Source organism: Burkholderia sp. TSV86 (assembly GCF_001522865.1).
Classification (GTDB): Bacteria; Pseudomonadota; Gammaproteobacteria; order Burkholderiales; family Burkholderiaceae; genus Burkholderia.
In genome coordinates, this window is record NZ_LOWB01000074.1 from 23,460 (window position 1) to 49,055 (window position 25,596).

Annotated in this window: 22 protein-coding genes and 1 pseudogene; 9 read left to right on the forward strand and 14 right to left on the reverse strand. The window is 65.6% G+C overall.

The genetic code is table 11. From position 1 onward, the window contains the following. Nucleotides 1-254: 254 nt before the first annotated feature. Nucleotides 255-626 (reverse strand): hypothetical protein, encoded by a 372-nt coding sequence (locus WS68_RS12010; RefSeq protein ID WP_059571010.1) that lies wholly within the window; start codon nt 624-626, stop codon nt 255-257. 417 nt (nt 627-1,043) lie between these two features. Here WS68_RS12010 and WS68_RS28340 point away from each other — a divergent pair, with 417 nt between their 5' ends. Then, complete coding sequence (locus WS68_RS28340) at nt 1,044-1,274, forward strand: hypothetical protein (protein WP_059571011.1); 231 nt, start codon at nt 1,044-1,046, stop codon at nt 1,272-1,274. 195 nt (nt 1,275-1,469) lie between these two features. Here the strand turns inward: WS68_RS28340 and WS68_RS12020 are convergent, their stop codons facing one another. Continuing rightward, nucleotides 1,470-1,772 (reverse strand): Mut7-C RNAse domain-containing protein, encoded by a 303-nt coding sequence (locus WS68_RS12020; protein WP_331457865.1) that lies wholly within the window; start codon nt 1,770-1,772, stop codon nt 1,470-1,472. 62 nt (nt 1,773-1,834) lie between these two features. Here WS68_RS12020 and WS68_RS12025 point away from each other — a divergent pair. The 4 genes and pseudogenes from WS68_RS12025 to WS68_RS12040 all read left to right on the forward strand — a co-directional run. Further along, nucleotides 1,835-2,707, forward strand: a pseudogene (locus tag WS68_RS12025) (NAD(P)-dependent oxidoreductase); the annotation flags it as partial. Nucleotides 2,708-2,770: 63 nt separating this feature from the next. Then, a complete protein-coding gene (locus WS68_RS12030) occupies nt 2,771-2,995 on the forward strand; it encodes a hypothetical protein (protein WP_059571013.1) in 225 nt (74 codons plus the stop codon). 83 nt (nt 2,996-3,078) lie between these two features. After that, nucleotides 3,079-3,726, forward strand: coding sequence for a LysE family translocator (locus WS68_RS12035; protein ID WP_059571014.1), 648 nt, complete (start codon nt 3,079-3,081; stop codon nt 3,724-3,726). A 182-nt stretch (nt 3,727-3,908) separates the two neighbouring features. Then, the gene (locus tag WS68_RS12040) at nt 3,909-4,202 is read left to right on the forward strand and encodes a hypothetical protein (protein ID WP_059571015.1); all 294 of its coding nucleotides are present in this window, start codon (nt 3,909-3,911) and stop codon (nt 4,200-4,202) included. Here WS68_RS12040 and WS68_RS12045 read toward each other — a convergent pair. Beyond that, nucleotides 4,171-5,463, reverse strand: a complete 1,293-nt coding sequence (locus tag WS68_RS12045; RefSeq protein WP_197419589.1) for an MFS transporter — start codon at nt 5,461-5,463, stop codon at nt 4,171-4,173. The genes WS68_RS12040 and WS68_RS12045 overlap by 32 nt on opposite strands. A gap of 110 nt (nt 5,464-5,573) precedes the next feature. On the opposite strand from WS68_RS12045, the gene WS68_RS12050 reads away from it, so the two are divergent. Continuing rightward, nucleotides 5,574-6,512, forward strand: a complete 939-nt coding sequence (locus WS68_RS12050) for a LysR family transcriptional regulator (protein ID WP_059571016.1) — start codon at nt 5,574-5,576, stop codon at nt 6,510-6,512. A 162-nt stretch (nt 6,513-6,674) separates the two neighbouring features. Here WS68_RS12050 and WS68_RS12055 read toward each other — a convergent pair whose 3' ends face one another. The 7 genes from WS68_RS12055 to WS68_RS12085 form a co-directional block, all read right to left on the reverse strand. Further along, nucleotides 6,675-7,505: an OmpW/AlkL family protein gene (locus WS68_RS12055; RefSeq protein ID WP_059571017.1), complete on the reverse strand. Its 831-nt coding sequence runs from the start codon at nt 7,503-7,505 to the stop codon at nt 6,675-6,677. A gap of 16 nt (nt 7,506-7,521) precedes the next feature. Next, on the reverse strand, nt 7,522-8,769 hold the full coding sequence (locus WS68_RS12060) for a DUF2957 domain-containing protein (RefSeq protein ID WP_059571018.1): 1,248 nt from the start codon (nt 8,767-8,769) through the stop codon (nt 7,522-7,524). A gap of 140 nt (nt 8,770-8,909) precedes the next feature. Then, nucleotides 8,910-10,262 (reverse strand): DUF2957 domain-containing protein, encoded by a 1,353-nt coding sequence (locus WS68_RS12065; RefSeq protein WP_442857163.1) that lies wholly within the window; start codon nt 10,260-10,262, stop codon nt 8,910-8,912. Nucleotides 10,263-10,753: 491 nt separating this feature from the next. Continuing rightward, nucleotides 10,754-11,698, reverse strand: coding sequence for an N-acetyl-gamma-glutamyl-phosphate reductase (gene argC / locus WS68_RS12070; RefSeq protein WP_059571020.1), 945 nt, complete (start codon nt 11,696-11,698; stop codon nt 10,754-10,756). Nucleotides 11,699-12,211: 513 nt separating this feature from the next. Then, nucleotides 12,212-12,781, reverse strand: coding sequence for a flavodoxin family protein (locus WS68_RS12075; protein WP_059571021.1), 570 nt, complete (start codon nt 12,779-12,781; stop codon nt 12,212-12,214). Nucleotides 12,782-13,252: 471 nt separating this feature from the next. After that, nucleotides 13,253-13,849 carry a YbhB/YbcL family Raf kinase inhibitor-like protein gene (locus WS68_RS12080; protein WP_059571022.1) on the reverse strand — a complete coding sequence of 199 codons (597 nt, stop codon included), beginning with the start codon at nt 13,847-13,849 and terminating at the stop codon, nt 13,253-13,255. A gap of 268 nt (nt 13,850-14,117) precedes the next feature. Then, on the reverse strand, nt 14,118-14,804 hold the full coding sequence (locus tag WS68_RS12085) for an orotate phosphoribosyltransferase (protein WP_059571023.1): 687 nt from the start codon (nt 14,802-14,804) through the stop codon (nt 14,118-14,120). A 505-nt stretch (nt 14,805-15,309) separates the two neighbouring features. On the opposite strand from WS68_RS12085, the gene WS68_RS12090 reads away from it, so the two are divergent. Continuing rightward, nucleotides 15,310-17,580 carry an NADP-dependent malic enzyme gene (locus WS68_RS12090; RefSeq protein WP_059571025.1) on the forward strand — a complete coding sequence of 757 codons (2,271 nt, stop codon included), beginning with the start codon at nt 15,310-15,312 and terminating at the stop codon, nt 17,578-17,580. A gap of 397 nt (nt 17,581-17,977) precedes the next feature. Here WS68_RS12090 and WS68_RS12095 read toward each other — a convergent pair whose 3' ends face one another. Next, nucleotides 17,978-21,568, reverse strand: coding sequence for an indolepyruvate ferredoxin oxidoreductase family protein (locus tag WS68_RS12095; RefSeq protein WP_059571027.1), 3,591 nt, complete (start codon nt 21,566-21,568; stop codon nt 17,978-17,980). Nucleotides 21,569-21,890: 322 nt separating this feature from the next. Here WS68_RS12095 and WS68_RS12100 point away from each other — a divergent pair, with 322 nt between their 5' ends. Further along, complete coding sequence (locus tag WS68_RS12100) at nt 21,891-22,085, forward strand: hypothetical protein (protein WP_059571051.1); 195 nt, start codon at nt 21,891-21,893, stop codon at nt 22,083-22,085. Between the two features lie 121 nt (nt 22,086-22,206). Here WS68_RS12100 and hppD read toward each other — a convergent pair whose 3' ends face one another. Next, nucleotides 22,207-23,304: a 4-hydroxyphenylpyruvate dioxygenase gene (hppD, locus tag WS68_RS12105; protein WP_059571028.1), complete on the reverse strand. Its 1,098-nt coding sequence runs from the start codon at nt 23,302-23,304 to the stop codon at nt 22,207-22,209. A gap of 183 nt (nt 23,305-23,487) precedes the next feature. Here hppD and WS68_RS12110 point away from each other — a divergent pair, with 183 nt between their 5' ends. Continuing rightward, nucleotides 23,488-24,003 carry an Lrp/AsnC family transcriptional regulator gene (locus WS68_RS12110; protein WP_059516285.1) on the forward strand — a complete coding sequence of 172 codons (516 nt, stop codon included), beginning with the start codon at nt 23,488-23,490 and terminating at the stop codon, nt 24,001-24,003. Between the two features lie 86 nt (nt 24,004-24,089). Here the strand turns inward: WS68_RS12110 and WS68_RS12115 are convergent, their stop codons facing one another. Together WS68_RS12115 and WS68_RS12120 are read right to left on the reverse strand one after the other, a co-directional pair. Further along, nucleotides 24,090-24,737 (reverse strand): GNAT family N-acetyltransferase, encoded by a 648-nt coding sequence (locus WS68_RS12115; RefSeq protein WP_059571030.1) that lies wholly within the window; start codon nt 24,735-24,737, stop codon nt 24,090-24,092. A 240-nt stretch (nt 24,738-24,977) separates the two neighbouring features. Then, the gene (locus tag WS68_RS12120; RefSeq protein WP_059571032.1) at nt 24,978-25,589 is read right to left on the reverse strand and encodes a TetR/AcrR family transcriptional regulator; all 612 of its coding nucleotides are present in this window, start codon (nt 25,587-25,589) and stop codon (nt 24,978-24,980) included. Nucleotides 25,590-25,596 lie beyond the last annotated feature (7 nt).

The window sequence follows — 25,596 nt, forward strand, 5'->3', positions numbered from 1 at the left end:
GCCCGTCGCGCGACGGCGGGCACGGCGGCATGCGCCAGGGCGAGTCGAGCGGCGGGGGGCGTGAGTCGCGCCGGCCGGCGGTCGCGAATATGACGCGCCGGCGGGCTGAAATATCGGCGCGCGGGCGCGTCGATCGACTATGCTGGGCGCGCTAAGCGGCTAAGCGGCTAAGCGGCTAAGCGGCTAAGCGGCTAAGCGGCTAAGCGGCTAAGCGCATCGAATCGACGCCGCCCACCGGGCCAGCGCGCCGCGCGTCATACCGAGCAGCGTGCGATATGAAAGCGCAGCTCCGATTCTTCCGGATCCCCGTCGCCGCTTCTCGGGCGATAGACGCCGAGGGTCGTGCCGTTCGAGCCGGACGGCGAGAGCGTGACGGTCCAGTCCGCATCGGTCGAGTACGGTCCGATCAGCACGGTCGTCGGGTTTTGCTGCGCGACACGCGCCTGCGGCAGGCGGCTCGTCAGGCAGCGTTCGATGTCGCGCGGCTCGCGTGCCGACGACACATAAATGATTCGGCCGTTTGCCGAGCTGCCCTGCGGGCCGTTCGCCGGTGAGCCGGCGCAGCCGGCGAGCGTCGCTGCTGCGCTGACGAGCGCGCAGCGCACGAGAATCTCGATCGATTTCATAGGCGATTCCAAAGTGATTCGTTGCAAAGTCATGCGTTGACGGCACATCCGGATTCCACCCGGCACATGCCGCTTTGCGCCGATTGGGCGGGTGACGTGGGCGAAATGCCATGCGAAACACGATGCTTGCGCATCCGGATGTGCCCCGAGCCTAACAAGACATGCGCGCCGAGGGTGTTAAAAAGTGTTTTCATTTCGCTGACGGCGGCAACGCGCAAGCTCGAAGAAGGCCGTGCACGGCGTGTCAACGTCGCGCACACGCGCTGCGTTATAGAAGCGGCGCACGAGCATCCGGCGTGACAAATGCCCGGCAAACAGCCGGGCGCGTGGCCGGATCTCGGACAATACCGGCGCCAGATGCGTTCCAACGCATCGTTCTTAATCGGATATTTCCGTTTTGGATATTCAAGGAAAAACATGAAGAAGATCATCGCTTCGATCGCCACCGCTGCTGTCGCCCTCGCTTCGGCTTCCGTGTTTGCGCAGGCATCCGCGCCGGCCGCGTCCGCACCGGTTGCCGCATCGGCCGCTAAGCACGACAAGAGCAAGCCGAAGCACGAGCTGAAGAAGCACGGTTCGGAAAAGGCCAAGACGAAGGCGGAAGCCGCGTCGGCAGCCGGTACGAACGACAAGGGCGCGCAGCAGTAAGCATTTGCCCGCGGCGGTGCGATGCGCCGCCGCCGCTGCTCGGACAAACCCCGTCCTCCTTGCGCAGGGCGGGGTTTGTTTTTTTGTCACGCGTATTCAAACCGCCGCCTAGCGGGCAGGATTTCGAGCACAAGCACAAGCACTAACACAGGCGCGACTCTTTTTACGCTTATCAGCCACGCGCCCACGCGCCGGTCATACGCTGGGCGGCACCGGCCGCGACACGCTGTCGATCAGCGTGCGCATGCGCCGCCAGTGCGAGCCTTCCCAAAACACACGCCAGCAGATATCGCAGGTGACGAAGCGCATATGCCGTTCGAGCACGCCGGGCGGCACGCGTGCGGCGGCCTGCGACGGCCCGATGCGCCGCAGCGGCGCATTGCACGACAGGCGCAGCCGGAACGGTTGCGCGCGGCCGGCAAGATCGAGCCGGTCGAACAGCTCGCGCAACTGCGCGGGCGGCTTGAGCGCGCGCATGGATGACTGCCGCGAGCAAATATCACACGCCTGTGCTTTACTCGTGCGGGTGACGTGACACGGCGAATGAAAGGAACACGACAGATATGGACATCGGATTTATCGGTACGGGCGAAATGGGCGTGGCGATCGTGACGAATCTGCTGAAAGCGGGGCATCGCGTTCGTGTATGGAACCGTTCGTCCGGGCGCGTCGCGCCGCTTGTCGCGCTGGGCGCGCAGCAGGCCGCGACGGTTGCCGACGCGTTCGCGGGCGATGCGGTGTTCTCGATGCTCGCCGACGATGTGGCCGCGCGCGGCGTGTTCGATGCAGCGCTGCTCGAACATGCGCCGCGCGGCCTCGTTCATGTGAACATGGCGACGATCTCGGTTGCTCTGGCCGGCACGCTCGCGCAAATGCACGCGGAGCGCGGCATCCATTATGTCGCAGCGCCGGTGATGGGGCGGCCGGACGTTGCGGCCGCGGCGCGGCTGACGATCATCGCGGCCGGGCCTGCCGAGGCGATCGACCGGATGCAGCCGGTGTTCGACGCGATCGGGCAGAAAACCTGGCGGATCGGCTCGTTGCCGCAGCATGCGAACGCGGTGAAGATCGCGGCGAATTTCACGCTCGCGTCGGCGATCGAGACGATGGGCGAAGCCGCCGCGCTGCTCGCCGCGCACGGCGTCGCGATGCGCGACTATCTGGACGTGATCACCAATAGCGTGTTTCCCGGCCCTGTCTACCAAGGTTATGGCGAGATGATCGCGCAAGGGCGCTATGAGCCCGCGCTGTTCAAGGCGCGGCTCGGGCTCAAGGATGTGCGGCTCGCGCTCGAGGCGGGCGACGGGGCGTCGGTGCCGCTGCCCATCGCGAGCGTCGTGCGGGACAGCTTGATCGAAGCGCTCGCGCATGGCCACGGCGAGCAGGATTTCGCGGTGCTCGGGCAGGTTGCGGCGCGGCGGGCGGCACGTTGACAGGGGCGTGACGCGGCGGCCGTTTATCTTGGAGGCGCGGCGGATTGGCCGCGCGTTCAGCGTATGTTCACCGTGCTTTACCGCGCGCTGGCCGGGGCGCCGCAGTGTATCGCGCAGTTTATCGATGACCGGCCGCGCGCGGCGTGGCGAATCGAGTGCGTGAAGCCGCGTGTGGCGAAACCGGCCGGTTTGGCGCACATGGTCTGGGCGCTGTCGCCCGAATGCGTGCCGGTCAGCCTGGTTCGCATTGCCCGTGCTGGTGGCGTGCGCGCGGCGCGGCGGCCGTAGCGCTTGCTCGTCGCTCGCCGTGCCCAGATCAGCGGTTGCCGGCATAATCGGCGCTGCCTTTCCATTTTTTCGAACGGGACGTTATGAGTCTGCATACATGGTGGCTGTTTGTCGCGACGGTATTCGTCGTATCGGCGATTCCCGGGCCGAACATGCTGCTCGTGATGACGCACGGCGCGCGCCACGGCTTGCAGCGTTCGACCGCGACGATGGCGGGCTGCCTGAGCGCGCTCGTCGCGATGCTGTCGGTATCCGCGGCGGGACTCGGCGTGTTTCTCGACGCGTGGCCGGCGATGTTCGACGCGCTGCGCTATGCGGGCGCCGCATATCTCGTCTATTTGGGTGTGAAGGCGTGGCGGGCGCGCGTCGACGAGAAAGGCGGCGCGCCGGGCGCCGAGCCGCGTGCGGGCGGCGCGTCCGCGGCCGAGGTGTCGCGCTGGGCGCTGTTTCGCAACGGTTTTCTCGTCGCGGGCAGCAACCCGAAGGCGATCCTGTTTGCCGCGGCGCTCCTGCCGCAGTTCATCGACGCGTCCGCCCCCACGTTGCCACAGTTCGGTATTCTCGTTGCGACGTTCGTGGTCATCGAGGTGAGCTGGTACATCGTCTACGCGTCGTTCGGCACGCGGATCGGCGCGACGCTCCGGAGCGCAAGTGTTGCCAAGGCGTTCAACCGGCTGACGGGCGGGATTTTCGTCGGCTTCGGCGCGATGATGGCGCTGGTGCGGCACTAGCGGGGGTGTCTCCGGTTTGCGATGGGCAGGCTGCCTGGGCCGCGCGGCCTTTGATGCGGGGCGCCGTTTTGCGGCGTTCCGGCTGACGCGTGTTTTACGTGGCTGCGCCCGCTGCCGGCTGCGGCCTGAGAAAATCAGTCCGGTTGTCCGGGCAGGCTTTACGTCGGCCGGCTGCCTGGCGCATGCGGCTGTTGACCGGCACGCGGCCTGGCGGCGTGCCGGCTGATACGATTCATACGCAAGATTTCGCACGCGAGATTCGCACGCGCCGCGCGGCTGCCGGCGGCCTTGCAAACAACCGGCTTGCCCACCGATTTGGCATCGACAGTGGTCTGCCGCGCGTCGCGTCGGCGCAAGCGTCACTGGAGCTTGCCAACCTGTGCGACATTTACTGGCACTGGAGCCCGCCAACCGGTGCGACCTACCCGCCGACGGACCCTTCGCTCACCGCGCCTCGTGCCGCCAGTCCAGCATGAGCGCCGCCCACGCGAATCCAAACCCGAGCGCGCAAACTGCTCCCCATCCTGACCACGCCCACGCCGCGCCCGCGAGCATCGCGCCGAGCGCGCCGCCGACGAAGAAAAGCCCGACGAACAGACCGTTGAGCCGTCCACGCGCGGCCGGATTCAGCAGGTTGACCGCGCGCCGGCCAAGCGTCTGATCGACGACAACGCCCGCGTCGAGCACCGCCGCTCCGGCGACGAGCAGCGCCAGCGCGAGCGTTGGATGCGCGGCCGCGTCGAAGCCGCCCCAGCCCGCGCCCGCGATGCCCAGCGTAACGAGCGCAGCGAACATCGCCACATGCGCGCCGATGCGCGTGCCGCGCTCCCAGCCGAGGTCGCCCGCGCGGCCGGCGAACGGCGTGACGATCGCACCCGTCGCGCCGGCGAACGCGAACCACGCGATGCCATGCAGCCCGAGCCCGAATGGCGGTGCGGCCAGCCGCAGGCCGATTGCGGTCCAGAATGCGCTGAACGCGCCCATCGCCAGCGCCGCCGACAATGCGCAGCGCTGCAATACGCGCTCGGTCGCGACGAGTGTCCACAGCGAGCCGAGCAGCGTCGCATAGCGGGCCGACAGCGCCGGCGCGCGGCGCGGCAGCGTCACGGCCAGCACGGCGGCGAGCGCGGCGTCGGCTGCGGCCGCTGCGCCGTAGAATGCGCGCCAGCCGGCCGTGCCGGCGATCAGGCTCGCGATCGGCCGCGACAGCAGGATGCCGAGCATCAGGCCGCTCATCACGTTGCCGATCGCGCGGCCGCGCTGCGCGTCGGGCGCCATCGACGCCGCGATCGGCACGAGCATCTGGATCACGCTCGACGTCGCGCCCGCGACGAACACGGCGGCGAGCAACACCGCGCCGGAGCGCGTGACGGCGGGCAGCGCGAGCGTCGCCGCGCAGACGGCGAGCGCCGTGACGATCAGCCGGCGGTTTTCGAGCAAATCGATGAGCGGCACGAGCAGCACGAGGCCGGCCGCGTAGCCGAGTTGCGGCAGCATCGCAACGAGCCCGGTGAGGCTCGCGGGAAGGCGAAGCTCGGTGCTGATCGGGCCGGTGAGCGGCTGGGCGGCGAACAGGTTGAGGATGATGACGCCGACGGTCGCGGAAAAGAACACGATGAGCGCGGGCGTGAGCGACGGCGCCGCAGCGGCGCGGGATTCGCCGGGCGCCTGGGCGTCCGGTTCCACACGGGGCTTGCCGAGACAGGGTTCGGCGTGGAGATCGGTTGAGCGGTTCATCGATTGGGCCTCGAAAGGGAAAAGCACGAAGACACGAAGAGCCCAAATCGTAGAGATGCGTTAGTTATGCGACAATTGAAATATGTTCAATATGATTATGCGAGTTTGTTTTGAATACGCGTGATCTGCAAGCGTTCGTCGCGGTCGTCGACAGCGGCTCGATGGTCGCTGCCGCAACCAAGCTCCACCTGACGCAGCCGGGCCTCACCCGCCGCGTACAGAACCTCGAGACGATGCTGGGCGTGCCGCTGCTCGACCGTCAGAGCAAGCCGCTCAGGCCGACCGCGGCGGGCCGCGAAGTCTATGCGCTCGCCCGCAACGTGCTGCGCTCGGTCGACGAACTGCTCGCCGTCGCCGCGCCCGGCAGCGAGCCGGCGGGCGAACTGCGGATCGGCGTGCCGCCGTTTCTGTCGGAGCTCGCGCTCGAAGGGCCGATAGACCGGCTGCGCGAAGCGTTTCCTCGGCTTACGCTGCGGATCACGGCCGGCTGGTCGCCTGCACTATTGCAAAGCGTCGAGCGAGCCGCGCTCGACGCCGCCGCAGTGATGATGCCCGCGAGTTTCCCGATGCCGGATACGCTGGTATCGACGCTGCTCGGCACGCAGCCGACCGTGCTCGTCGCCGCGCGCGAATTTGCGCTGCCGCCGGGGCCGCTGCCGCTCGACACGCTCGCGCGCTATCCGTGGGTGCTGAGCCAGGACGGCTGCGGGATGCGCTCGGCGCTCAGCCGCGCGTTCAGCGCGGCGGGGTTGCCGTTCGACGTCGCGGTTGAGGCGTTCGGCTCGGATTTGCAGCTCTCGCTCGTGGCGCGCGGCGCGGGGCTGGGTATCGCGGCGGCGTCGGCGCTGGCGCGCGGCCCGCACCGGGCGGCGTTGAAGGTGATCGAAGCGCCGGAAATCGAGCCGGGGATCAACGTATGGCTCGTGCACGGCGTGCTGCCGGGGCGGCAGATGCGCCCGGTCGAGCTGCTGCGCGACCAATTGAGCGCGGTGCTGGAAGCGGAAAATGGCGCGCAAACCGCGCTGGCGGCGCGGCTGCCGGTGCATTAGAGCAGTCGCTCGAGGGAAAATCCGTATTTTCACGACGGAAATGTTGCAACGCGTCAAAGGATGTCATATAGTACGAACTGTCTCCTCCATGTCTCCTCTGATATGGATTCAGCCCGCCTTTTCAGGCGGGCTTTTTTTCGTCCGGCGATCGGGGAGCCGCGCTCAGAACTTGTACGACATCCCCAGGTAGCTGATGAGGGGATCGGCTTTCAAGTCCGATTTCGATTCCGCGAGCGTCGTGCCGTCGGCCGCCTTGATCGTCACGGTCGATGTCGTCTTCAGCGGGATGTACGTGACCGACGCGACGAGCCCCCAGTGATCGGTGATGTTGTACGTAAGGCCCGCGTTGAACACCGGCTGCCACGACGACGACGCCTTTACCGACACCTGCGTGAGCCCCGGTTTGCCCGCGCCTGCGGCAAGAATCGCGCCGAGATTGTCCTGCGTCTGCTTGATGAAGTTCGTGTTGAGTTGCAAGTCGCTGAACCAGTTGTACGACACGCCGATGCCGACGAACGGTCGGAACCTGGTCGTTGGTTGACCGAAGTAATACTGAAACACGACGGCCGGACTCCACTGCCGCACGCTCTTCACGTTCGGATTGACTTGCGCGAGCCCGATGTTTTGCGTACCGAGCGCGCCCGCCGGGCCAGGCGGGACGATCGTGCCGCGCCCCTTGACCGAGAACACGGGCGGCACGCCCGCCACGGATGTCACCGCGATGTGGTCGGTCACGAAATGGCTGATCGTCATGCCGAGCGTGTCCGAGCCGCTCGTGCGCAGCCCCGTGCCTTCCGACGTGAACGACGGCGGCAGCCGCAGCGGCGTGTTGATCGGCGTAGGCGCGACGTGGGTCGTGAGCGGCGTGCTGCTTTGCTGCGGCATCACGTGAAACCAGCCGAGCGTGATGACGTTGCTGCCCGCGCTTTGCGCATGCGCGGCGAATGGGGCCAGCGCGGCGGCGCCGAGCGCCGCGCGGAGTGCTTTTTTCATACGGCCTCCCGGTCGCTTATTGCACGAACGCGCCGATCGTGAAATACGGCGACGACGAATTGGACGTGTCGAGGAAGCCGAACACCCCGCCCGTGAAAATGAACTTGCCGGTTGGCGCGGAGCTGCCCGCTCCGACGTGTGTCGACGTGATCGTGCCCGGCACCGCCTGCGTGTAGTCGAGGTTCAGCGCGGTCGCGAGCGACGCCTGCGACGCGTTGAACGGATCGAGCAGCGTCGCCTGCGTGTTGGTCAGCGCGGTCGTCCGATAGTCGAACTGGCTGTCCACGCCGATGTACTCGCCGTTTTGCGAGCCGGTCGTGAGCGCCGTTTGCGGCGACAGGATCGAGATGCTCGCCTCGTCGTCGGCGGTGAGGCCCGGCACGCCGTTCGCGTCCGGCGTCGGGCCGGGGTTAGCGACGCCCGTGCGGATCATGATCGGCACCAGCTGGTTGCGCAGCTTGCCGACGATCACGAAGCCCTTGGCCTGCGGTACCGTCGCGAGCGTCGGTTTTGCCTGGCTCTGGAGGTGATCGGTCTCGAACGCGCCCGTGCCGTTGCGCGATTGCACGAAGTTCGTGCCGGGCTGGCGGCAGGAGCCGGCGTAGATGCCAGTCGAATCGCAGCGGGTCCATGTGCCGTTCGCGTTGATCGTGACCTTCGCATCGATCGTGACGGGCGCGAAATTTTGCGAGCCGACCTGGCCGTAACCGAGCTGACTGTACGTGCCGGCAAGATTCGCGACGTTGGTCTCGAGCGACGAGAACGCGATGAACGGGTAGTACGGGAATTTCGTGTCGGGAATCGCGCCTTGTCCGAGCAGGCCGCCATACTGGATTTCCTTGCCCGGAACCGTGCCGCCGACGACACCTATTCCGAGGAAGATCCGCGCCGGGCGGTTCGGGTCGAGACTTGCGCCGTTCAGGCGGAACGCGCAGTTATTGAGTTTTTGCGTCGGCAGCAGCGTCTCATGTGTGAGCGTGCCGCTCTGGACGGTGCCTGCGCGTGTCGGCGCGGCGGTGCCCGTGGTTTGCGGAACTGGCGACTCGACGAACGTGATTTGCCAGATCATCTTTGCCGTGTCGATTTGCAGCTTGACGAGTTCGCCGCTGCCGCTGCCGCCCGTATAGACCGTGCCGTAATCGACCGTCGACGGACAGAGCGGCGTCTCGACGACAGGCTGCGCCTCGCTGCTGTTGTCCGCGCCGCCGCATGCCGAAATGAGGGGGGTAGCGCAGGCCAGCGCCAGAATGACGTTCCGCTTCATGATGCTCCTCCAAACTCCACAAAATTGTCGTTATGCGGCGGCCGGCTTCCTGTCGGCCGCTCGTCGTCGGGCTGGCTGCGGGCGGCGCGGCTGCGCGGCATTCGCGCGCGCCGCCGCGCAGCTGCGCTCCCAAGCGCCCGCTACTTGCTGACTTGCGCGCCCACGCCGAAGTAAGGCGCGGACGGCGTTTGTCCGGCGATCGCCGAGCTTTGCGTGATGCCACCGTTGACGGTGCCCTGGATCAGCGCCGCATAGAGGCCGCCGCTCGCGATCACGTAGCCGGTCGACGCGGGCGAGCCCGACGTCGAGGCGCCGAGCAGGCCGGGCGTCGACTGGCCGTAGTCGAGGCTGAAGCCCGTTTCCGCTTGCTGCGTGCTCGGATTGACGAACGTGCCCGCCGCCGCCTTGATCACCGTTGCCGTGTATTTGAAGTTCGAGTCGGCGCCGGCATAGCCGCCGTCGATGCCGCCCGACGCAATCGCCTTCGCGAGTCCGAGCACCGCGATGCCGGATTCGTCGTCGACCTTCGCGTCCAGATGCAGCGGCGGCGTGCCGAGGTTGACGTCGCCCGTGCGCACGACCACCGGCACGGTCGCGCCGTTCAGTTGGCCGAGCACCATGTGCGCGCTCGCCGATTGGCCCGTCGCGCCGACGATCGGCAATTTCGTTTGCGGCAGGATCTGCGCAGCCTGGGCGCTGTTGAAGTAGCCGTTGCCGCTTACGGTCCACGGCTTGCCCGTCGTCATGCAGCCCGACGCGCTCGTGGAGGTGCAAGCGCCGTTCGCATCGAACGTTTCGCTCGAATTGATCCCCTGCGTCGCATAGCTGGCCGACGGCACCGAGTGATAGATCAGCGCGTTGTACGTGCCGGGCAGTTTCGAGAGATCGGTCGTCGTGTTTGCGAAGCCGAGGAACGGATAGAAGTCGAAGTGACGTTGCGGCACTTGGCCGATGTTCTGCAACAGGCCCGGAATGATCGTCAGGCCGCTGAACTGGATCGTCGCGCCGGGAATGCCGCCGCCCGCAACGCCGAAGCCGATCAGGATCATCGGCGGGTTCGCCTGGTTGAAATCGGCGGCGGTCGAGTAAGCCGCGCCGGACGGCGACGTGCCGCTGCCGGGCAGCAGCACGAACGCGCAGCGCGTTTGTTCGGCCGTCGGCAGCGTGCCGGTGGGCGGATGCGTGACTTGGCCCGTGATCGTCGTGCCGGCGCGCGACGGCGTGACGGTGCCAGTCGTGAGCGGAACCGGCGATTCGAGCCACTTGAGCGTGTACGTCATCGCGGTCGCGTTGATGTTCAGGCTGACGATCTCACCGCCACCCGCGCCGCCCAGATACGTGCTGCTGCCGATATCCGCATTCGCCGGGCAGAGCGCCGTGTTGGCGGGAGTCGAGCTTGGCGGGCCTTGCACGCCGCAGCTCGCGCCGGAGCATTGCGGAACATCGATGGCGGCAGGGGAGCCGCCGCCGCCGCCACTGCACGCGACGAGCATCGGGGTAAGGGCCATGGCCATTGCCACCCCTTTTGAAAAGGCTTCCGACATGCCTCTGTCTCCAATGTGCTTATTTGTTTCAATAATTTGGACATATCGCTTTTTCCTGTCAATCGATGGAATCGTCTAAATGGGCGGACTTAAACGATTCAAGGTGGTTGGCAGCCCGAAATGATGGGTCGTGACGACGGAAATTAAAACGGAAAGGGTGTTTGATATTTCCGTGCGGCCCCCGAGGAGTGTTGTTTTTTTGAGGTTTTATCGGGGTTTTTGCGGATCGCCTCGGGCGTTTCAAGCGTGGATCAGGTGAATCCCTATTCGGGATAGTCATTAAATCGATAATTCTTTGTGACTTGCTTTTGGTTAATTCGAAAATTTGTGAATATATGTAAACGGCCCGGTATTATTTTAATTGCTTGCGGCTTTAATGCGGCATGAAAAAGCCGGCCTTGCGGGCCGGCTCGTTATCGCACGTTGCAATCCGTGGGGGGTTAGCGCTTGAGCCCAGTGTCCTCGGCCACGCCGACGTTGAGGTTCATGCATTGAATCGCCGCGCCCGACGCGCCTTTGCCCAGGTTGTCGAGGCGTGCGACGGTTACGAAGCGTTCCGCCGTGCCGAACACGAACAGGTCGACGCGGTTCGTGTCGTTGCTCGCCTGTACGTCGAAGAAGCCTTCATCGAGATTCTCCGCCGCGTCGAACGGCGCGACCCGCACGAAGGCCTCGCCCGCGTAGTGCTCGGCGAGCGTGTGCTGGATGTCCTGCGGCGTCGCGCGTTTCGCGAGCTGGGCCGGCGTGAAGTACGTGGTGACGGCGAGACCCTTGTAGAACGGCCCGACGATCGGCGTGAAGAGCGGCGCGTTCGCGAGGCCGGTATGCGCGGCCATCTCGGGCAGATGCTTGTGCGTGAGGCCGAGCGCATACGGGCGCGGGCTCGCGAGCTTGACGCCGCCTGCCTCGTAGTCCGCGATCATCTTCTTGCCGCCGCCGCTATAGCCGGTGATCGAATAGCTGTGCGCGGAGAAGTCCGGCGCGACGATACCCGCATCGACGAGCGGACGCATCGCCAGTACGAACGCCGATGCGTGGCAGCCGGGCACCGCGATGCGCTTGGTGGTGCGGATACGCTCGCGTTGCGCGCGGTTCAGCTCGGGCAGGCCGTAAGCCCAATCCGCGCTCGTGCGGAACGCGGTGCTCGCGTCGATCAGCGTCGTGTGCGGATTGTCGACGAGCGCCGCCGATTCGCGCGACGCGGCGTCGGGCAGACATAGAAACGTGACGTCCGACGCGTTGATCAGGCGGCGGCGCTCGCCGACGTCTTTGCGCTTCGCTTCGTCGATGCGCAGGATTTCGATGTCGCCGCGCGCGGACAAATATTCGAAGATCTTCAGGCCCGTCGTGCCTTCCTGGCCGTCGACAAAAACTTTCGTGCTCATCTCGCTCTCGCTGGATTGCGCTGGATCGGAACGGCCGGCGTGACGCCGCCGCGAGAAAACCGCTATTTTAAGATGCAACGCGCGGCATCGTAACCGGATTGGCGGGAAAAATACCGCTGGATGATCCCGCTCGCCGCCGCGAGTGCCGGATCTGCGCCATTCGTCGATCCGGCCCTGCTCTGTTTGCACCTCCGGTTGGCGCGGCTGCCGGCGGCGGCGCGCCAGCCGGACCGCACGAGCGGGTTGCGCTCGTTGACCCGGCCCCGATTTTGGGGCGATCAGTGTTGCCTATCGAGCGCCGGCGGCGCGGCTGCCGACGCGCGCCGATCACTTGCTTGCTCCGCGGCCGGCAACGGTGGCGCGCCGATCAGGATATCGACGCCCGCTATGCCCGCAGACCGGTTGCAGTCTTGAGCGATTGGTATTGCCGGCCGGCCGCGGCTTGGCTGCCGGCGAGCGCCGGCTGCACCACGTGAGCGCGGTTGCCCGCGAGCCCGGCGCGCGCCGGGCCGATCACCGGCCTGCGAGCCAGCGCGCGGTGGCTGCCGCGACGCGCGCGCCGAACACCTTCGCCGTCTCGAGATCGCCCGGCAGCGGCGCCTCGTCCGGCGACGCATCTGACGGCGATTGCGCGAGCAGGCCCGTGAAGCCGCCGACGTAATTGATGTCGTTGCGGGTTGCCGCCTTCGTGTTCGCGGGCATCAGACCGGTGCCGACCCACACCATCCCATGTTGCATCGCGAGCGTGACGAAGTATTGAATCGTCGAAAATTTGTCACCGTTCATCGTTGCCGAATTCGTGAAGCCGGCCGCCAGCTTGTCTTTCCACTTCTGCTTGAACCATGCCTTCGACGTCTCGTCGGCGAATTTCTTGAAGTCGGCGGACGGGCCGCCCATATAGGTCGGCGCGCCGAAGACGATGGCGTCGGCGGCGTCGAGCGCGGCCCAGCCGGCGTCGTCGAGATCGCCGACCGCGATGAGTTGCGCGCTTGCGCCTGCCTGTTGCGTGCCAACCAACACGGCTTCGGCCAGCTTTTTCGTGTGGCCGTAGCCGCTGTGATAAACGATGACGATGTTCGACATGCCTGTTTCTCCACAATGAAACGACGAAATCGCGCGCGAACCAGCCGCGCGCAACGATGTGCCGCCGCAAGCGGCGCGGGACGACCGGCTAGAGTCTAGCTGTGCGATATGGCGCGAGCGAGACCCGCGACGCATAACTGAATTGCGCGGGTGGAACGAATGGCGGGCGCTGGCGCGCGGCCGGTTTGCCGTTGCGTTGGCGAGCGCTGGGTGTGCGTGGAAGGGGCGGTTCGGCGCGCAGCGGGGCGTACACCGGAAGGCTCGCGGGTGGCGCGTCGGGCTGGCGGCGGCTCCGATGGCGGTTGCGATTGCCGCGGTTGGCCGCAGCCGCAGCCGCAGCCGTCGGCCATCAGCCGCAGTCGCAGCCGTTAGCCACAGCCGGCCGACCACGCAAGCGGCGAAGCTCTCTGGCAGCGTGATAGCGGAGCGCCGGCTATGGCCGCTGTCGCCGCATATCCCCGCTTGCGCGCGCTAGCGCCCGTAAACGACCACGAGTTGCGCGGAGCCAAGCGTTTCCGTGCCGATCTCATGGTCGAACATCTGCGCTGGGCGGCCGGTGGCGACGCGCAGGTCGGTTGCCCTCAGCGCGTATACCGTGATCACGTAGCGATGCGGCTTGCCGGGCGGCGGGCAAGGGCCGCCATAGCCGTCGGTGCCGAAGTCGTTGCGCGCTTCGGTTGCGCCGATCCGCCGCAGGTAGCCGGACGCGCTTGCGTCGGCGGGCAGGCTCGACACGCTCGCCGGGATGCCGGCGACAGCCCAATGCCACCAGCCGCGGCCCGGCGCGTCGGGATCGAACATCGTGACGGCGAAGCCTTTCGTGCCGGGCGGCGGGTTGCGCCACGTCAGTTGCGGCGAACGGTTGCCGCCCTTGCAATCGCCTTGGTTGAACAGATGGATGGCCCCGACGCGCCCGCCGGGATGCAGATCGCTGCTTGTCAGCGTGAACGTGTTTTGCGCGAGCGCGCGCGGGCCGTCGAGGAGGCCGAGGAGAGAAGCGCAGGCGACGGCAAGCGAGAAGAAGCGCCGGCGCGAACCTGGCGGAACCACTCGGCGACCCACACGCATATGGCCCTTCTCCTGTCATGTATGCCGGCGCGTCCCGGCGCTGATCGACAGCGATTCGATGTCCGAATCCGATTATGGGAGCAAGTCTAGCATTAGGGGACGTATGGCGGCGCGAGTCGCGCCAACCCTCCGGCGCGCGTGGCGGGAGTGTATGTAGACAAGGCTGATGAACTGCCAGTGCGCCGGGCGTGCAAAAAAACGCCTGCCGATGCCGGCAGGCGTTGCGATGCCAAGCAACGGCGCGCAGGTGGCGCGCGCTTACCGATGCTTACTCTTGCAAGCCCGTCGCGCCGCCATGCGCGGCCGACCATTCGGCCGGCGCGTGCAGGAATTTCTCGACTTCGTCGAGCGTCTTCGTCTCGAAGTAGCCGGACGCCTTGGCGACGCGCAGCACGTCCCACCACGTCGCGAGCGCGTGCAGATCCACGCCGATATCCTTCAGCACTGACACGCTTTCCTTGAAGATGTCGTAGTGGAACAGCACGAAGCAATGATTTACCTGCGCGCCCGCATTGCGCAGCGCGTTGATGAAATTGACCTTGCTGCGGCTGTCGGTCGTCAGATCCTCGACGAGCAGCACGCGCGAGCCTTCTTCCAGAAAGCCCTCGATCTGCGCGTTGCGGCCGAAGCCCTTCGGCTTTTTGCGCACGTATTGCATCGGCAGCATCATCCGGTCGGCGATCCAGGCGGCAAACGGGATGCCGGCCGTTTCGCCGCCCGCCACCGCGTCGATTTGCTCGAAACCGACGTCGCGCAGGATCGTCGATTCGGCCATTTCCATCAGGCCGCGGCGCACGCGCGGAAACGAGATCAGCTTGCGGCAGTCGATATAGACGGGGCTCGCCCAGCCGGACGTGAAAATAAACGGCTTGTCGGCATTGAAGTGCACCGCCTGCACTTCGAGCAGGATTTTGGCGGTCGTGTCGGAGATCGTCTGGCGATCGAAGCCTGTCATGGGGCGTTCCTTGGATGATGAGCGAGGGCAGGCGCGGGCCCGGTGGCGCAGCTTACGGGAATCCGGCCGCAAGAGCCGGGCGCGGATGGCGCGGGCGTTGACCGCCGCGTCGAGCCGCTTCGCTGCGCGCGCAGCCGACTATTTTACCTGATGTGCGATCTGTCCGGCGGACCTCGGCGCGCTTGCCGCGATCGGGTTGTTTTGCCGGCGGCGCAACGGCGCGGGCAAGCCGCGCAGACCGCCAAAAGCCAGCATCCCGAAGCAATTGCGGCTGCCGCGCCGCAGCATCGTGCGGGCTGCCGGCAGGTGTACACTAGGCGACCCTAAGTATTCGCTCGGTGCTTTGTACTTCCCGCTTGCCATCCGCCAAGGTTCAATGTCGCGCCGATCCGGCGCGCGACGGCCGTCGCAGTCGACCATCCCCTCGATCTCCGCATTCGTGGCCTCTGGTGCTCGGTACTGAGTCTCCAATTCCTCTATAACGCATGTCTCTCGCAAGCTCATCATGGACGAACAACTGAAACAGAGCGCGCTCGCTTATCACCAGAATCCGAAACCCGGCAAGATTTCCGTCACGCCGACGAAGCCGCTGTCGAACCAGCTCGACCTGTCGCTCGCGTATTCGCCGGGCGTGGCCGCCGCTTGCGAGGCGATTCACGCGGATCCGCTCGACGCGCAGAAATATACGTCGCGTGGCAACTTGGTCGGCGTCGTGACGAACGGCACGGCGGTGCTGGGCCTCGGCAACATCGGCCCGCTCGCGGCCAAGCCGGTGATGGAGGGCAAGGGTTGTCTGTTCAAGAAATTCGCGGGCATCGACGTGTTCGACATCGAGCTGTCGGAATCCGATCCGGACAAGCTCGTCGACGCCATCGCGATGCTCGAGCCGACGCTCGGCGGCATCAACCTCGAAGACATCAAGGCGCCCGAGTGCTTCTACATCGAGCAGAAGCTGCGCGAGCGGATGAAGATCCCCGTGTTCCATGACGACCAGCACGGCACCGCGATCATCGCGTCGGCGGCGATCTTGAACGGCCTGACGGTGGTCGGCAAGAAGCTCGCGGACGTGAAGCTCGTCTGCTCGGGCGCGGGTGCGGCGGCGATCGCGTGTCTCGATCTGCTCGTGAAGCTGGGCTTGTCGAAGTCGAACGTGCTCGTTGCCGATTCGAAGGGCGTGATCTACGAAGGGCGCGGCAACCTCGATCCGTCCAAGCAGCGGTATGCGGCCACCACCGACGCGCGCACGCTTGCCGACGCGATTCATCAAGCGGACGTGTTCCTCGGCTGCTCGAGCGCGGGCGTGCTCAAGCAAGACATGGTCAAGACCATGGCGGACAAGCCGTTGATCCTCGCGCTCGCGAATCCCGAACCGGAGATTCGCCCGGAAGACGCGAAAGCGGTGCGCCCCGACGCGATCGTCGCGACCGGCCGCTCCGACTATCCGAACCAGGTCAACAACGTCCTGTGCTTCCCGTTCATTTTCCGCGGCGCGCTCGACGTCGGCGCGACGACGATTACCGAGGAAATGAAGCTCGCGTGCGTGCGCGCGATCGCCGAGCTCGCGCAGGAAACCGATCAGAGCGAGGAAGTGGCGAAGGCGTATGAAGGCCATTCGCTCGAATTCGGCCCGGAATACCTGATTCCGAAGCCGTTCGATCCGCGCCTCATCATCAAGATCGCGCCCGCCGTCGCCCAGGCAGCGATGGACTCGGGCGTCGCCACGCGCCCGATCGCCGATATGGACGCGTACCGCGAGCAGCTCGGCGCGACCGTCTACCGCACCGGCATGGTGATGCGGCCCGTGTTCGCGACCGCGAAGTCGAATTGCGCGCGCATCGTGTTCGCCGAGGGCGAGGACGAACGTGTGCTGCGCGCCGCGCAGTTCGTGTTGCAGGAGAAGATCGCGAAGCCGATCATCGTCGGCCGTCCGGCGGTCGTCGAGATGCGGCTCAAGAAGATCGGCTCGAAGCTGACGGTCGGTGTCGATTTCGAGATCGTCGATCCGGAAGACGATCCGCGTTACCAGCGCTGCTGGCAGGCGTACCACGAGATCGGCGCGCGCGACGGCGTGACGCCCGAGGTCGCGAAGGCGGCGCTGCGCAAGTTCAACACGCTGATCGGCGCGATGCTCGTGCATCTTGGCGACGCGGACGGGATGATCTGCGGAATGATCGACACGTATCACAGCCATCTGAAGTTCATCGAGCAGGTGATCGGCCGGGCCCCGGCCGCTGGGCATTTCGCGGCGATGAACCTGCTGATGCTGCCGGGCCGTAACCTGTTCATGTGCGACACCTACGTGAACGAGCTGCCGAGCGCCGAGCAACTTGCCGACATGACGATTCAGGCCGCCGCCGAGATAGAACGCTTCGGGATCGTGCCGAAGGCGGCGCTGTTGTCGAATTCGAATTTCGGCAGCGCGCCGTCGGCGTCGTCGCGCCGGATGGCGGAAGCGCGCCGGCTGATCGCCGAGCGTGCGCCGGATCTCGAAGTCGACGGCGAGATGCACGGCGACGCGGCGCTGTCCGAGGCGGTCCGCAAGGCGGCGTTCCCCGGCACGACGCTCACGGGCGAGGCGAATCTGCTGATCATGCCGAACGTCGAGGCGGCGAACATCGCGTACAACCTGCTGAAGATGGTCGGCGGCGAAGGCGTGACCGTCGGCCCGTTCCTGCTCGGCGCGGCGAAGCCCGTCCACATCCTGACACCGGCTGCGACCGTGCGCCGGATCATCAATATGACGGCGGTGGCCGCAGCGAACGTGCAGGCAAAGTAACGCGGACGCGCGAACGCGAGGCTGTTCCTGGCCGGTTCGGTTGCCCGCGCGAATCGCATGCTGGAGCGTAAAAGGAAAGGCGGCCGCCCGAGTGGGGCGGCCGCTTTTTTTCATCGCTGCAAGTTTTGTGGCGGCCAGGGGCCGTGAATGGCTGCGAAAGGCCGCGTTCTACGGGACGGCAGCCGCCGGCATTCGCGCTGCAGATGCGGCATGCCGCCAGTGCCGCACGCGATTCGCCGGGCAGTGGCGGCGATTCGGCCCGGGTATGGGCTCGCCCGCGTTCGCCATCCCGCGTGTGAAGCTGCCGCGGCCGGCGGGCGCGGCACCGCGGATCGCGGGCAGCATTCGCCGGCGGCCCGAAACCGTCTGCCATACCCGCCCGTCACGGCGCCGCGTATCAAGCGACGTGCCGCGATGTCTGCCCGCCTTGCGGTGATCGCCAGCGCGCGAGCAGCTCGTCCCACTTCACCCGCACCGCGCGCAAATTGTTCTCCTTCACGTGCCCGTAGCCGCGAATGCCGTCGGGCAGGCTCGCAAGCTCGACCGCGAGCGGCAGCGTGTCGCGTGTGAGCCGTTCGCCGATCAGATCGCTGACGAGCGCCTCGTATTCGCCGATCAGCGCGCGCTCGGTGCGGCGCTCGTCGCTGCGGCCGAACATGTCCAACGCGGTGCCGCGCAGGAACTTCAGTTTCGCGAGCAGGCGGAACGCCGGCATCATCCATGAACCGTACTGCTTCTTCACGAGATGGCCGTGCTTGTCCTTCTTCGCGAAAATCGGCGGCGCAAGGTGGAATTTGAGCTTCCAGTCGCCTTCGAACTGTGCGGCGAGCTTCGCGACGAACGCCGGATCGGATTGCAGCCGCGCCACTTCGTACTCGTCCTTGTACGCCATCAGCTTGTACAAGTTACGGGCGACTGCCTCGGTCAGCGGCTCCTGCGCGGCGTCGCCGTCGAGCGCTCGCTCGGCGGCGCGCACCTTGGCGACGACGGCCGAGAAACGCGCCGCATACGCGGCATTCTGATACGCGCTCAGGTGCTCGACGCGCGTCGCGATCAGCGCATCCACCGCCTTCTTCGTATGCAGCGAAATCACGGTTGCGCCGGCGCCCGCCTGTGCGCCGCTGGCCGCCATCACGCGCACGCTCGCGAGATCGAACGCGGCGCGGCGCCCCCATTCGAACGCCGCGCGATTCTGTTCGATCTGCACGCCATTCAGCTCGATCGCGCGCACGAGCGACGCATGCGATAGCGGCAGCCAGCCGCGCTGCCATGCATAGCCGAGCACGAACGGGTTCGTGTAGATAGCATCGCCCAGCAGCGCGACCGCGAAATGGTTCGCATCGACGAGGTCGACCGAATCGCCTGCCGCTGCGCGGATGTCGAGTTCGGCGCTCGCGCCCGGGAAAGACCACTTCGGATTCTTGATGAATTCGGCGGTTGGCGTTTTCGCGCTGTTGACGACGACGCGCGTCACGCCATGCCGCATCCGCGACGTGCATTCGTCGCCCGCTGTCACGATCGCGTCGCAGCCGATCACGAGATCGGCTTCGCCCATCGCGATGCGCGTCGCATGAATGTCGGCAGGGGCGTGTGAGATCTGCACGTGGCTCATCACCGCGCCGCCCTTCTGCGCGAGGCCGGTCACGTCGAGCACCGTCACGCCCTTGTTCTCGAGGTGCGCGGCCATCCCGAGCAGCGCGCCGATCGTCACGACGCCCGTGCCGCCGACGCCCGTCACCAGCACGCCATACGCGCGGTCGATTGCCGGCAGCGCGGGTTCGGGAATCGGCGGCAGCGCGCTCGCATCGGCCGCCACGGCCTTCGGCTTTCTCAATTGCCCGCCTTCGACCGTCACGAAGCTCGGGCAGAAGCCTTTCACGCACGAGAAATCCTTGTTGCACGTCGACTGGTTGATCTGCCGTTTCGTGCCGAACTCGGTGTCGAGCGGCTCGACCGACAGGCAGTTCGATTGCACCGAGCAATCGCCGCAGCCTTCGCAAACCGCTTCGTTGATCACCACGCGCTTGGCCGGGTCGGGATACGCGCCGCGCTTGCGGCGGCGGCGCTTCTCGGTCGCGCAGGTCTGGTCATAGACGAGAATCGTCGTGCCCTCGATGTCGCGCAGCTCGCGCTGCACGTCGTCGAGTTCGTCGCGGTGGCGCACCGTCACGCCGGGCGCAAGCAGCGCCATGTTGCCTTGATACTTGTCCGGCTCGTCGGTGACGATCACGATTTTCTTTGCGCCTTCGGCGGCGAGCTGATGCGTGATTTGCGGCACCGTCAGCACGCCGTCGACCGGCTGGCCGCCCGTCATCGCGACCGCGTCGTTATAAAGAATCTTGTAGGTGATGTTCGCCTTCGACGCGATGGCCGCGCGCACCGCGAGCAGCCCCGAGTGGAAATAGGTGCCGTCGCCGAGGTTCGCGAACACGTGCTTTTCGTCGGTAAACGGCGCTTGGCCGATCCACGGCACGCCTTCGCCGCCCATCTGGCTGAACGTGTTCGTGTTGCGGTCCATCCAGACCGTCATGTAGTGGCAGCCGATGCCCGCGATCGCGCGCGAGCCCTCGGGCACGTTGGTCGACGTGTTGTGCGGGCAGCCCGAGCAGAACCACGGCTTGCGCTCGGTGGTCACGTGCGGCTTCGCGAGCGCCATTTCCTTCGCGTCGATGACCGCGATACGCGCGGCGATCCGTGCACGCACGTCGGAGGGCAGCTCGAACTTGTCGAGCCGCTTTGCGATCGCCTTCGCGATGATCGCGGGCGACAGTTCATAGTGCGCGGGCAACAGCCAGTTGCCCATCGGCACCGACCATTCGCCGCCCGCGCCGTCCTTTTCGTCGAACTTACCGAATACGCGCGGACGCTGGCCGTCCGGCCAGTTGTACAACTCCTCCTTGATCGCGTATTCGAGAATCTGGCGTTTTTCCTCGACCACCAGAATCTCGTCGAGCCCGCGCGCGAACGCCTGCGCGCCTTGCGCCTCGAGCGGCCACACGCAGCCGACCTTGTAGAGCCGGATGCCGATGCGCGCGCAGGTTTCGTCGTCGAGGCCGAGGTCGACGAGCGCCTGGCGCACGTCGAGATAAGCCTTGCCGCCCGTGATGATTCCGAAGCGCGCGTGCGGCGAATCGATCTCGATCCGGTCGAGCTTGTTCGCGCGCACATAGGCGAGCGCCGCATACCATTTGTAGTCGAGCAGGCGCGCTTCCTGCACGAGCGGCGGATCGGGCCAGCGGATGTTCAGCCCGCCTTCGGGCATGATGAAATCGGATGGCAGCACGATTTCGGTGCGATGCGGATCGATATCGACGGAAGCGGACGATTCAACGACGTCGGTCACGCATTTGAGCGCGACCCACAGGCCCGAATAGCGGCTCATCGCCCAGCCGTGCAGCCCGAAATCGAGATATTCCTGGACGTTCGACGGGAATAGCACGGGCAGCCCGCACGCCTTGAAGATATGTTCGGACTGATGCGCGAGCGTCGACGATTTCGCCGCGTGATCGTCGCCGGCGAGCACGAGCACGCCGCCGTGCGCCGAGGTGCCTGCCGAGTTCGCATGCTTGAACACGTCGCCCGTGCGATCCACGCCCGGACCCTTGCCGTACCACATGCCGAACACGCCGTCATATTTCGCGCCCGGATACAGATTGACTTGTTGCGAACCCCAGACGGCCGTTGCGGCGAGATCTTCGTTCAGGCCGGGTTGAAATACGATCTGGTGCGCGGCGAGATGCTTTTTCGCCTTCCACAGCGACAGATCCAGGCCGCCGAGCGGCGAGCCGCGGTAACCGGAAATAAAGCCGGCCGTGTTCAGGCCGGCGGCGCGATCGCGCTCTTGCTGGAGCATCGGCAGGCGCACGAGGGCCTGGATGCCGCTCATATAAGCGCGGCCGCGCTCGAGCGTGTATTTGTCGTCTAGCGTGACGGATTTCAGCGCGGCTTCCAGCGTCGCGCGCTGGCCGGCGTCTAGCGGGGCATTCATTCGGTGTGTCTCCTCCACCCGGGTTGGGATCGCCAAAATGTCGATGCGTCGGCGTCTTGTGGACGCGTCGGTCAATACGAATGCTGGCGGACTCTGTTCGATAGTAGCACTGGGATAAACCCGCCGCAGGGCAGTCAAAAATCGGCGCCGGCCAGGCCGAAAACATGCCGGATCAATGCGTTACAAGCTGTAAAAGCATGTAAAACGACGCGCGCCGCCGGGCGATTGCCGTTAGTCTTGGCGGCCCGGTCCGGTAGCGCGGTCGGCGCCGGCACGAGCCGGCAATCGGCACGCGCGCTGGGCGGCTGCAATGGAGGTGCAAATGAACAATCGGTATATCCAGAATTTCCTGATGGCGTCGGCCGCGTTTTTCGCGATCGGCGGCCCGGCGCGCGCGGACGACTCGCGTGCGTGCGCGGCGGCCAATGGCCGGATGCTGCAACTCGCGCCGGCGGGCGGCGTCGATGCACTCGCGAACCCGTCGGCCTACGTGCGCGGGATGCGGCGCGGCCACTGAGCGCCGCGTTCGCGGCGGCGGCCGCCGCCGCGCGATCCGCGCGCGATTCGAGAACCGGATCATCAAAAGGGCGGGAACTTCGCAGTTCCCGCCCTTTGTCTTGAGGCCCGCGTGCCGCGCGTTACGCGGTGTCTTTCACGACTCCGCGCCGGATCTGATCCAGCTCGATCGATTCGAACAGTGCCTTGAAGTTGCCCTCGCCGAAGCCTTGGTTGCCCTTGCGCTGGATGATCTCGAAAAAGATCGGCCCGATCTGGTTTTCGGTGAAGATCTGCAGCAGCAGATCGTCGTGTGCGCCGTCGATCAGGATCTTGCGCTTTCTCAGTTCGTCGAGCGGCTCGCCGTGGTTCGGCACGCGGCGATCGACGAGTTCGTAATACGTGTCGATGGTGTCGAGCAGTTTCACGTCCGCGTCGCGCAGGCCGTCCACGGCGCGGTAGATGTCGCTCGTGCCGAGCGCGATGTGCTGGATGCCCTCGCCGCGATATGCGTCGAGATATTCCTGAATCTGCCCTGCGTTGTCGGAGCCTTCCTCGTTGATCGGAATCCGGATCTTGCCGCACGGCGAAGTCATCGCCTTCGATTTCACGCCCGTCACCTTGCCCTCGATGTCGAAGTAGCGGACTTCGCGGAAGTTGAACAGGCGCTCGTAGAACTCCGCCCATTCGGCCATCCGGCCGCGATGAACGTTGTGGGTCAGGTGATCGACGTAGGTCAGGCCGTGGCCGGCCGGATTCGGATCGGCGCCCGGAATCGGCTCGAAATCGACGTCATAAATACTGATGTCGCCGATGCTGCCGGGCGCCGCGCCGTTCTTGCCGCGCCAGCGGTCGACGAAATAGATCAGCGAGTCGCCGATGCCTTTGATCGCCGGGATGTTGAGCTCCATCGGGCCGGTCTTGTTGTCGAAGCCCCATGCGCCGAGTTCGAGCGCGTGCCGGTACGCCTTCGCCGCATCCTGCACGCGGAACGCGATCGCGCAGATCGACGGGCCGTGCAGCCGCGCGAAGCGCTGCGCGAACGAATCGGTTTCCGCGTTGACGATGAAATTGATGTCGCCCTGGCGGTAGAGCGTTACGTCCTTGTGGCGATGGCGCGCGATCGCGGTGAAGCCCATCCGCTCGAACAGCGCGCCCAGCGCTTTCGGATCGGGCGCGGTGTATTCGATGAATTCGAAGCCGTCGGTGCCGACCGGGTTGTCCCAAGTGGGGATTTGCATGGTGTCTCCTGTGTCGATAGCGGAGCGGGCGCTTCGGTGCTTGCTCCGAGTGCGCTGCGCGCGCTCAATGAATGCCTGCGGCAAAGTGTAGCGGGGGCGGCCGGGCGAAAACTTGCGAACTTAAGCGTGCAACGTTACGCTTGAGCAATTTTCCATCTTGAATTGAGTTGATGGAGGTAGAAAATGGCGCACGTGGAGTTGGATGCAATTGACCGGCGCATTCTTGCGATCCTCCAGGAGAATGGGCGTCTGTCCAACCAGGACATCGCCGACCGGGTGAGCCTGTCGCCGAGCCCGTGTCTGCGCCGGATTCGTCGGCTCGAGGAGATGGGCGTGATCACGGGCTACGTCGCGTTGCTCGATCCGCAAAAGCTCGGGCTCGATTTGCTCGCGTATGTGAGCGTGCGGCTGGAGAAGCGGGGCGGTGTCGCATTCGCGCGCGGCGAGGAGCCGTCCGCGCGCGCGGGCGCGACGCATGCCGATCTGTTCCGCGCGGCGGTGCAGGCGTGGCCCGAGGTGGTCGCGTGCCATGCGATGACGGGTGACATGGATTACCTGCTGCGTGTGCAGGTCGAGGACATGGCGCATTTTTCGCGCTTCATGCAGGAGCAGTTGCTGCACCATCCGTCGGTGATCGACGTGAAGACGAGTTTCTCGCTCGAACGCTTCAAGGAAACCACCGCGCTGCCGATCCGCTGAAGCCGGCGCGCGACGCAATGCGGTAATGAAAACGGGCGGCCCGATGGGCCGCCCGTTGCGGCAAGTGGAGCGTCAGCGCCGCGCGCTCACGCGGTGAGGCCGGCGGGCAGCAGCGATTCGAAGATCTGCGTCGCGCGGTGCGCCTGGCGCTTGAGTGCGTAGTCGAACACCGCGGCTTGCTCCTGCATCATCTCGGCGATGATCGTCGAGTGATCGGCGGGCGGCAGCGACAGATACGCATCGGCTTCGCCATACGCGTACTCGATGCGCATTCCTGACTTTTTGGCGATGTGCATCATCGTCGCGTTCCGCGACAGGCAGTGCATGTACAGCGTCGTCACATGCGTGTTGCGGCTGCGGATCGCCGCGCGCTCGAACAGCTTCGAGCCGACACCTTGGCCGCGCGCCGATTCGAGCACCGACACGCCGAACTCGGCGGTGCGCTTGCCGTCTTCGTCGGGCAGATACGCGAGATGGCCGACGCCGATCAGTTCGAGCGCGTGGTTGAACACGCCGAACACGGTGTCGCGTCCGAAATCGATCGTCCGGACATAATTTTCGATCACATGGTCGGGCACGGCCTGCCCGAAGCGCAGCAGACGGTCTTCGCCGTCGAGCGCGAGAAAGTGGGCAAGCAGTGGCGGGCGGTCGCCGGAAGCCAGTTCCCGGACGAGAACTGGCGCGGGACCGGCGATGCCGACCGCGTCGGCAGAGCGGGACTCGGGCTTGTTCATCGTGGGTTCCTCAAATAGACCGTACAGCGGTACGACGCGTTTGTGCGTCGCAGCGCAATTTTAATCGAACGGTTAATTTGAGATTAGGGGAAACCCGTACATTCGATGGAGGTCAGGCTCTAAATTTGTCAAATAAAAATTTAAGCCATTGTTTTTGTTGATTATTTAATGGGGGTTGATGATCGCGGCAGTAAGGAGTTGCATTGTTACGCATGCGCAACAAATGCTGCTGCGCAAAAATCAGGCGGCGCGGCCGTCCCCCAGGCCATGCTCGATCATATCGATCACCATTTCGGCGAAGTTCCGGTAGCCAAGGCGGCCGCCCGGTTTCAGCCACGTGAAGGTCCAGTTGATCATCCCGAACACCATCATCGTTGCCGCTGTCTGGTTGGCTTTCAGGATTCGCTGCGGATACGCGCGCGCGAGCTGCCGCGAGAACGCGGCGACGATGTCGCGCTGACGGTCGAGGATGATCTGGCGCTGCGTGTCCTCGAGGTATTTGACGTCGTTTAGCAGCGCCACATGGCGGCTGTGCGACGTCTCGTACTCGGCCAGGAATGCGCGGATGAGTTCGGCGAACGTCTCGCGCTCGGTGAGCCCGCGCCGCTGGCTCGCGCCCTCGACCTCGGCGATGATCAGCATCAACTGCTTGGTGTAGCGGTCGAGCAGATCGAACAGGATCGCTTCCTTGCTCTCGTAGTAGTGGTATAGACGCGCTTTCGATGTGCCGCTCGCGTTCGCGAGGTCGGTCATCGACGTGCTCGGGTAGCTCGTCTGCGCGAATTTGGCGGCGGCGAGATCCAGGATCTGCTCGCGTTGGGATTCGTGATCGGGCGCTCGGGTGCGGGCCATCGGATTC

Excerpts from the sequence above, each read along its gene's own strand:
- WS68_RS12010 (WP_059571010.1), bottom strand. The coding sequence starts at position 626 with ATGAAATCGATCGAGATTCTCGTGCGCTGCGCGCTCGTCAGCGCAGCA.
- WS68_RS28340 (WP_059571011.1), top strand. The coding sequence starts at position 1,044 with ATGAAGAAGATCATCGCTTCGATCGCCACCGCTGCTGTCGCCCTCGCT.
- WS68_RS12030 (WP_059571013.1), top strand. The coding sequence starts at position 2,771 with ATGTTCACCGTGCTTTACCGCGCGCTGGCCGGGGCGCCGCAGTGTATC.
- WS68_RS12035 (WP_059571014.1), top strand. The coding sequence starts at position 3,079 with ATGAGTCTGCATACATGGTGGCTGTTTGTCGCGACGGTATTCGTCGTA.
- WS68_RS12040 (WP_059571015.1), top strand. The coding sequence starts at position 3,909 with ATGCGGCTGTTGACCGGCACGCGGCCTGGCGGCGTGCCGGCTGATACG.
- WS68_RS12045 (WP_197419589.1), bottom strand. The coding sequence starts at position 5,463 with ATGAACCGCTCAACCGATCTCCACGCCGAACCCTGTCTCGGCAAGCCC.
- WS68_RS12055 (WP_059571017.1), bottom strand. The coding sequence starts at position 7,505 with ATGAAAAAAGCACTCCGCGCGGCGCTCGGCGCCGCCGCGCTGGCCCCA.
- WS68_RS12060 (WP_059571018.1), bottom strand. The coding sequence starts at position 8,769 with ATGAAGCGGAACGTCATTCTGGCGCTGGCCTGCGCTACCCCCCTCATT.
- WS68_RS12065 (WP_442857163.1), bottom strand. The coding sequence starts at position 10,262 with ATGCTCGTCGCGTGCAGTGGCGGCGGCGGCGGCTCCCCTGCCGCCATC.
- argC (WP_059571020.1), bottom strand. The coding sequence starts at position 11,698 with ATGAGCACGAAAGTTTTTGTCGACGGCCAGGAAGGCACGACGGGCCTG.
- WS68_RS12075 (WP_059571021.1), bottom strand. The coding sequence starts at position 12,781 with ATGTCGAACATCGTCATCGTTTATCACAGCGGCTACGGCCACACGAAA.
- WS68_RS12080 (WP_059571022.1), bottom strand. The coding sequence starts at position 13,849 with ATGCGTGTGGGTCGCCGAGTGGTTCCGCCAGGTTCGCGCCGGCGCTTC.
- WS68_RS12085 (WP_059571023.1), bottom strand. The coding sequence starts at position 14,804 with ATGACAGGCTTCGATCGCCAGACGATCTCCGACACGACCGCCAAAATC.
- WS68_RS12090 (WP_059571025.1), top strand. The coding sequence starts at position 15,310 with ATGGACGAACAACTGAAACAGAGCGCGCTCGCTTATCACCAGAATCCG.
- WS68_RS12095 (WP_059571027.1), bottom strand. The coding sequence starts at position 21,568 with ATGAATGCCCCGCTAGACGCCGGCCAGCGCGCGACGCTGGAAGCCGCG.
- WS68_RS12100 (WP_059571051.1), top strand. The coding sequence starts at position 21,891 with ATGAACAATCGGTATATCCAGAATTTCCTGATGGCGTCGGCCGCGTTT.
- hppD (WP_059571028.1), bottom strand. The coding sequence starts at position 23,304 with ATGCAAATCCCCACTTGGGACAACCCGGTCGGCACCGACGGCTTCGAA.
- WS68_RS12110 (WP_059516285.1), top strand. The coding sequence starts at position 23,488 with ATGGCGCACGTGGAGTTGGATGCAATTGACCGGCGCATTCTTGCGATC.
- WS68_RS12115 (WP_059571030.1), bottom strand. The coding sequence starts at position 24,737 with ATGAACAAGCCCGAGTCCCGCTCTGCCGACGCGGTCGGCATCGCCGGT.
- WS68_RS12120 (WP_059571032.1), bottom strand. The coding sequence starts at position 25,589 with ATGGCCCGCACCCGAGCGCCCGATCACGAATCCCAACGCGAGCAGATC.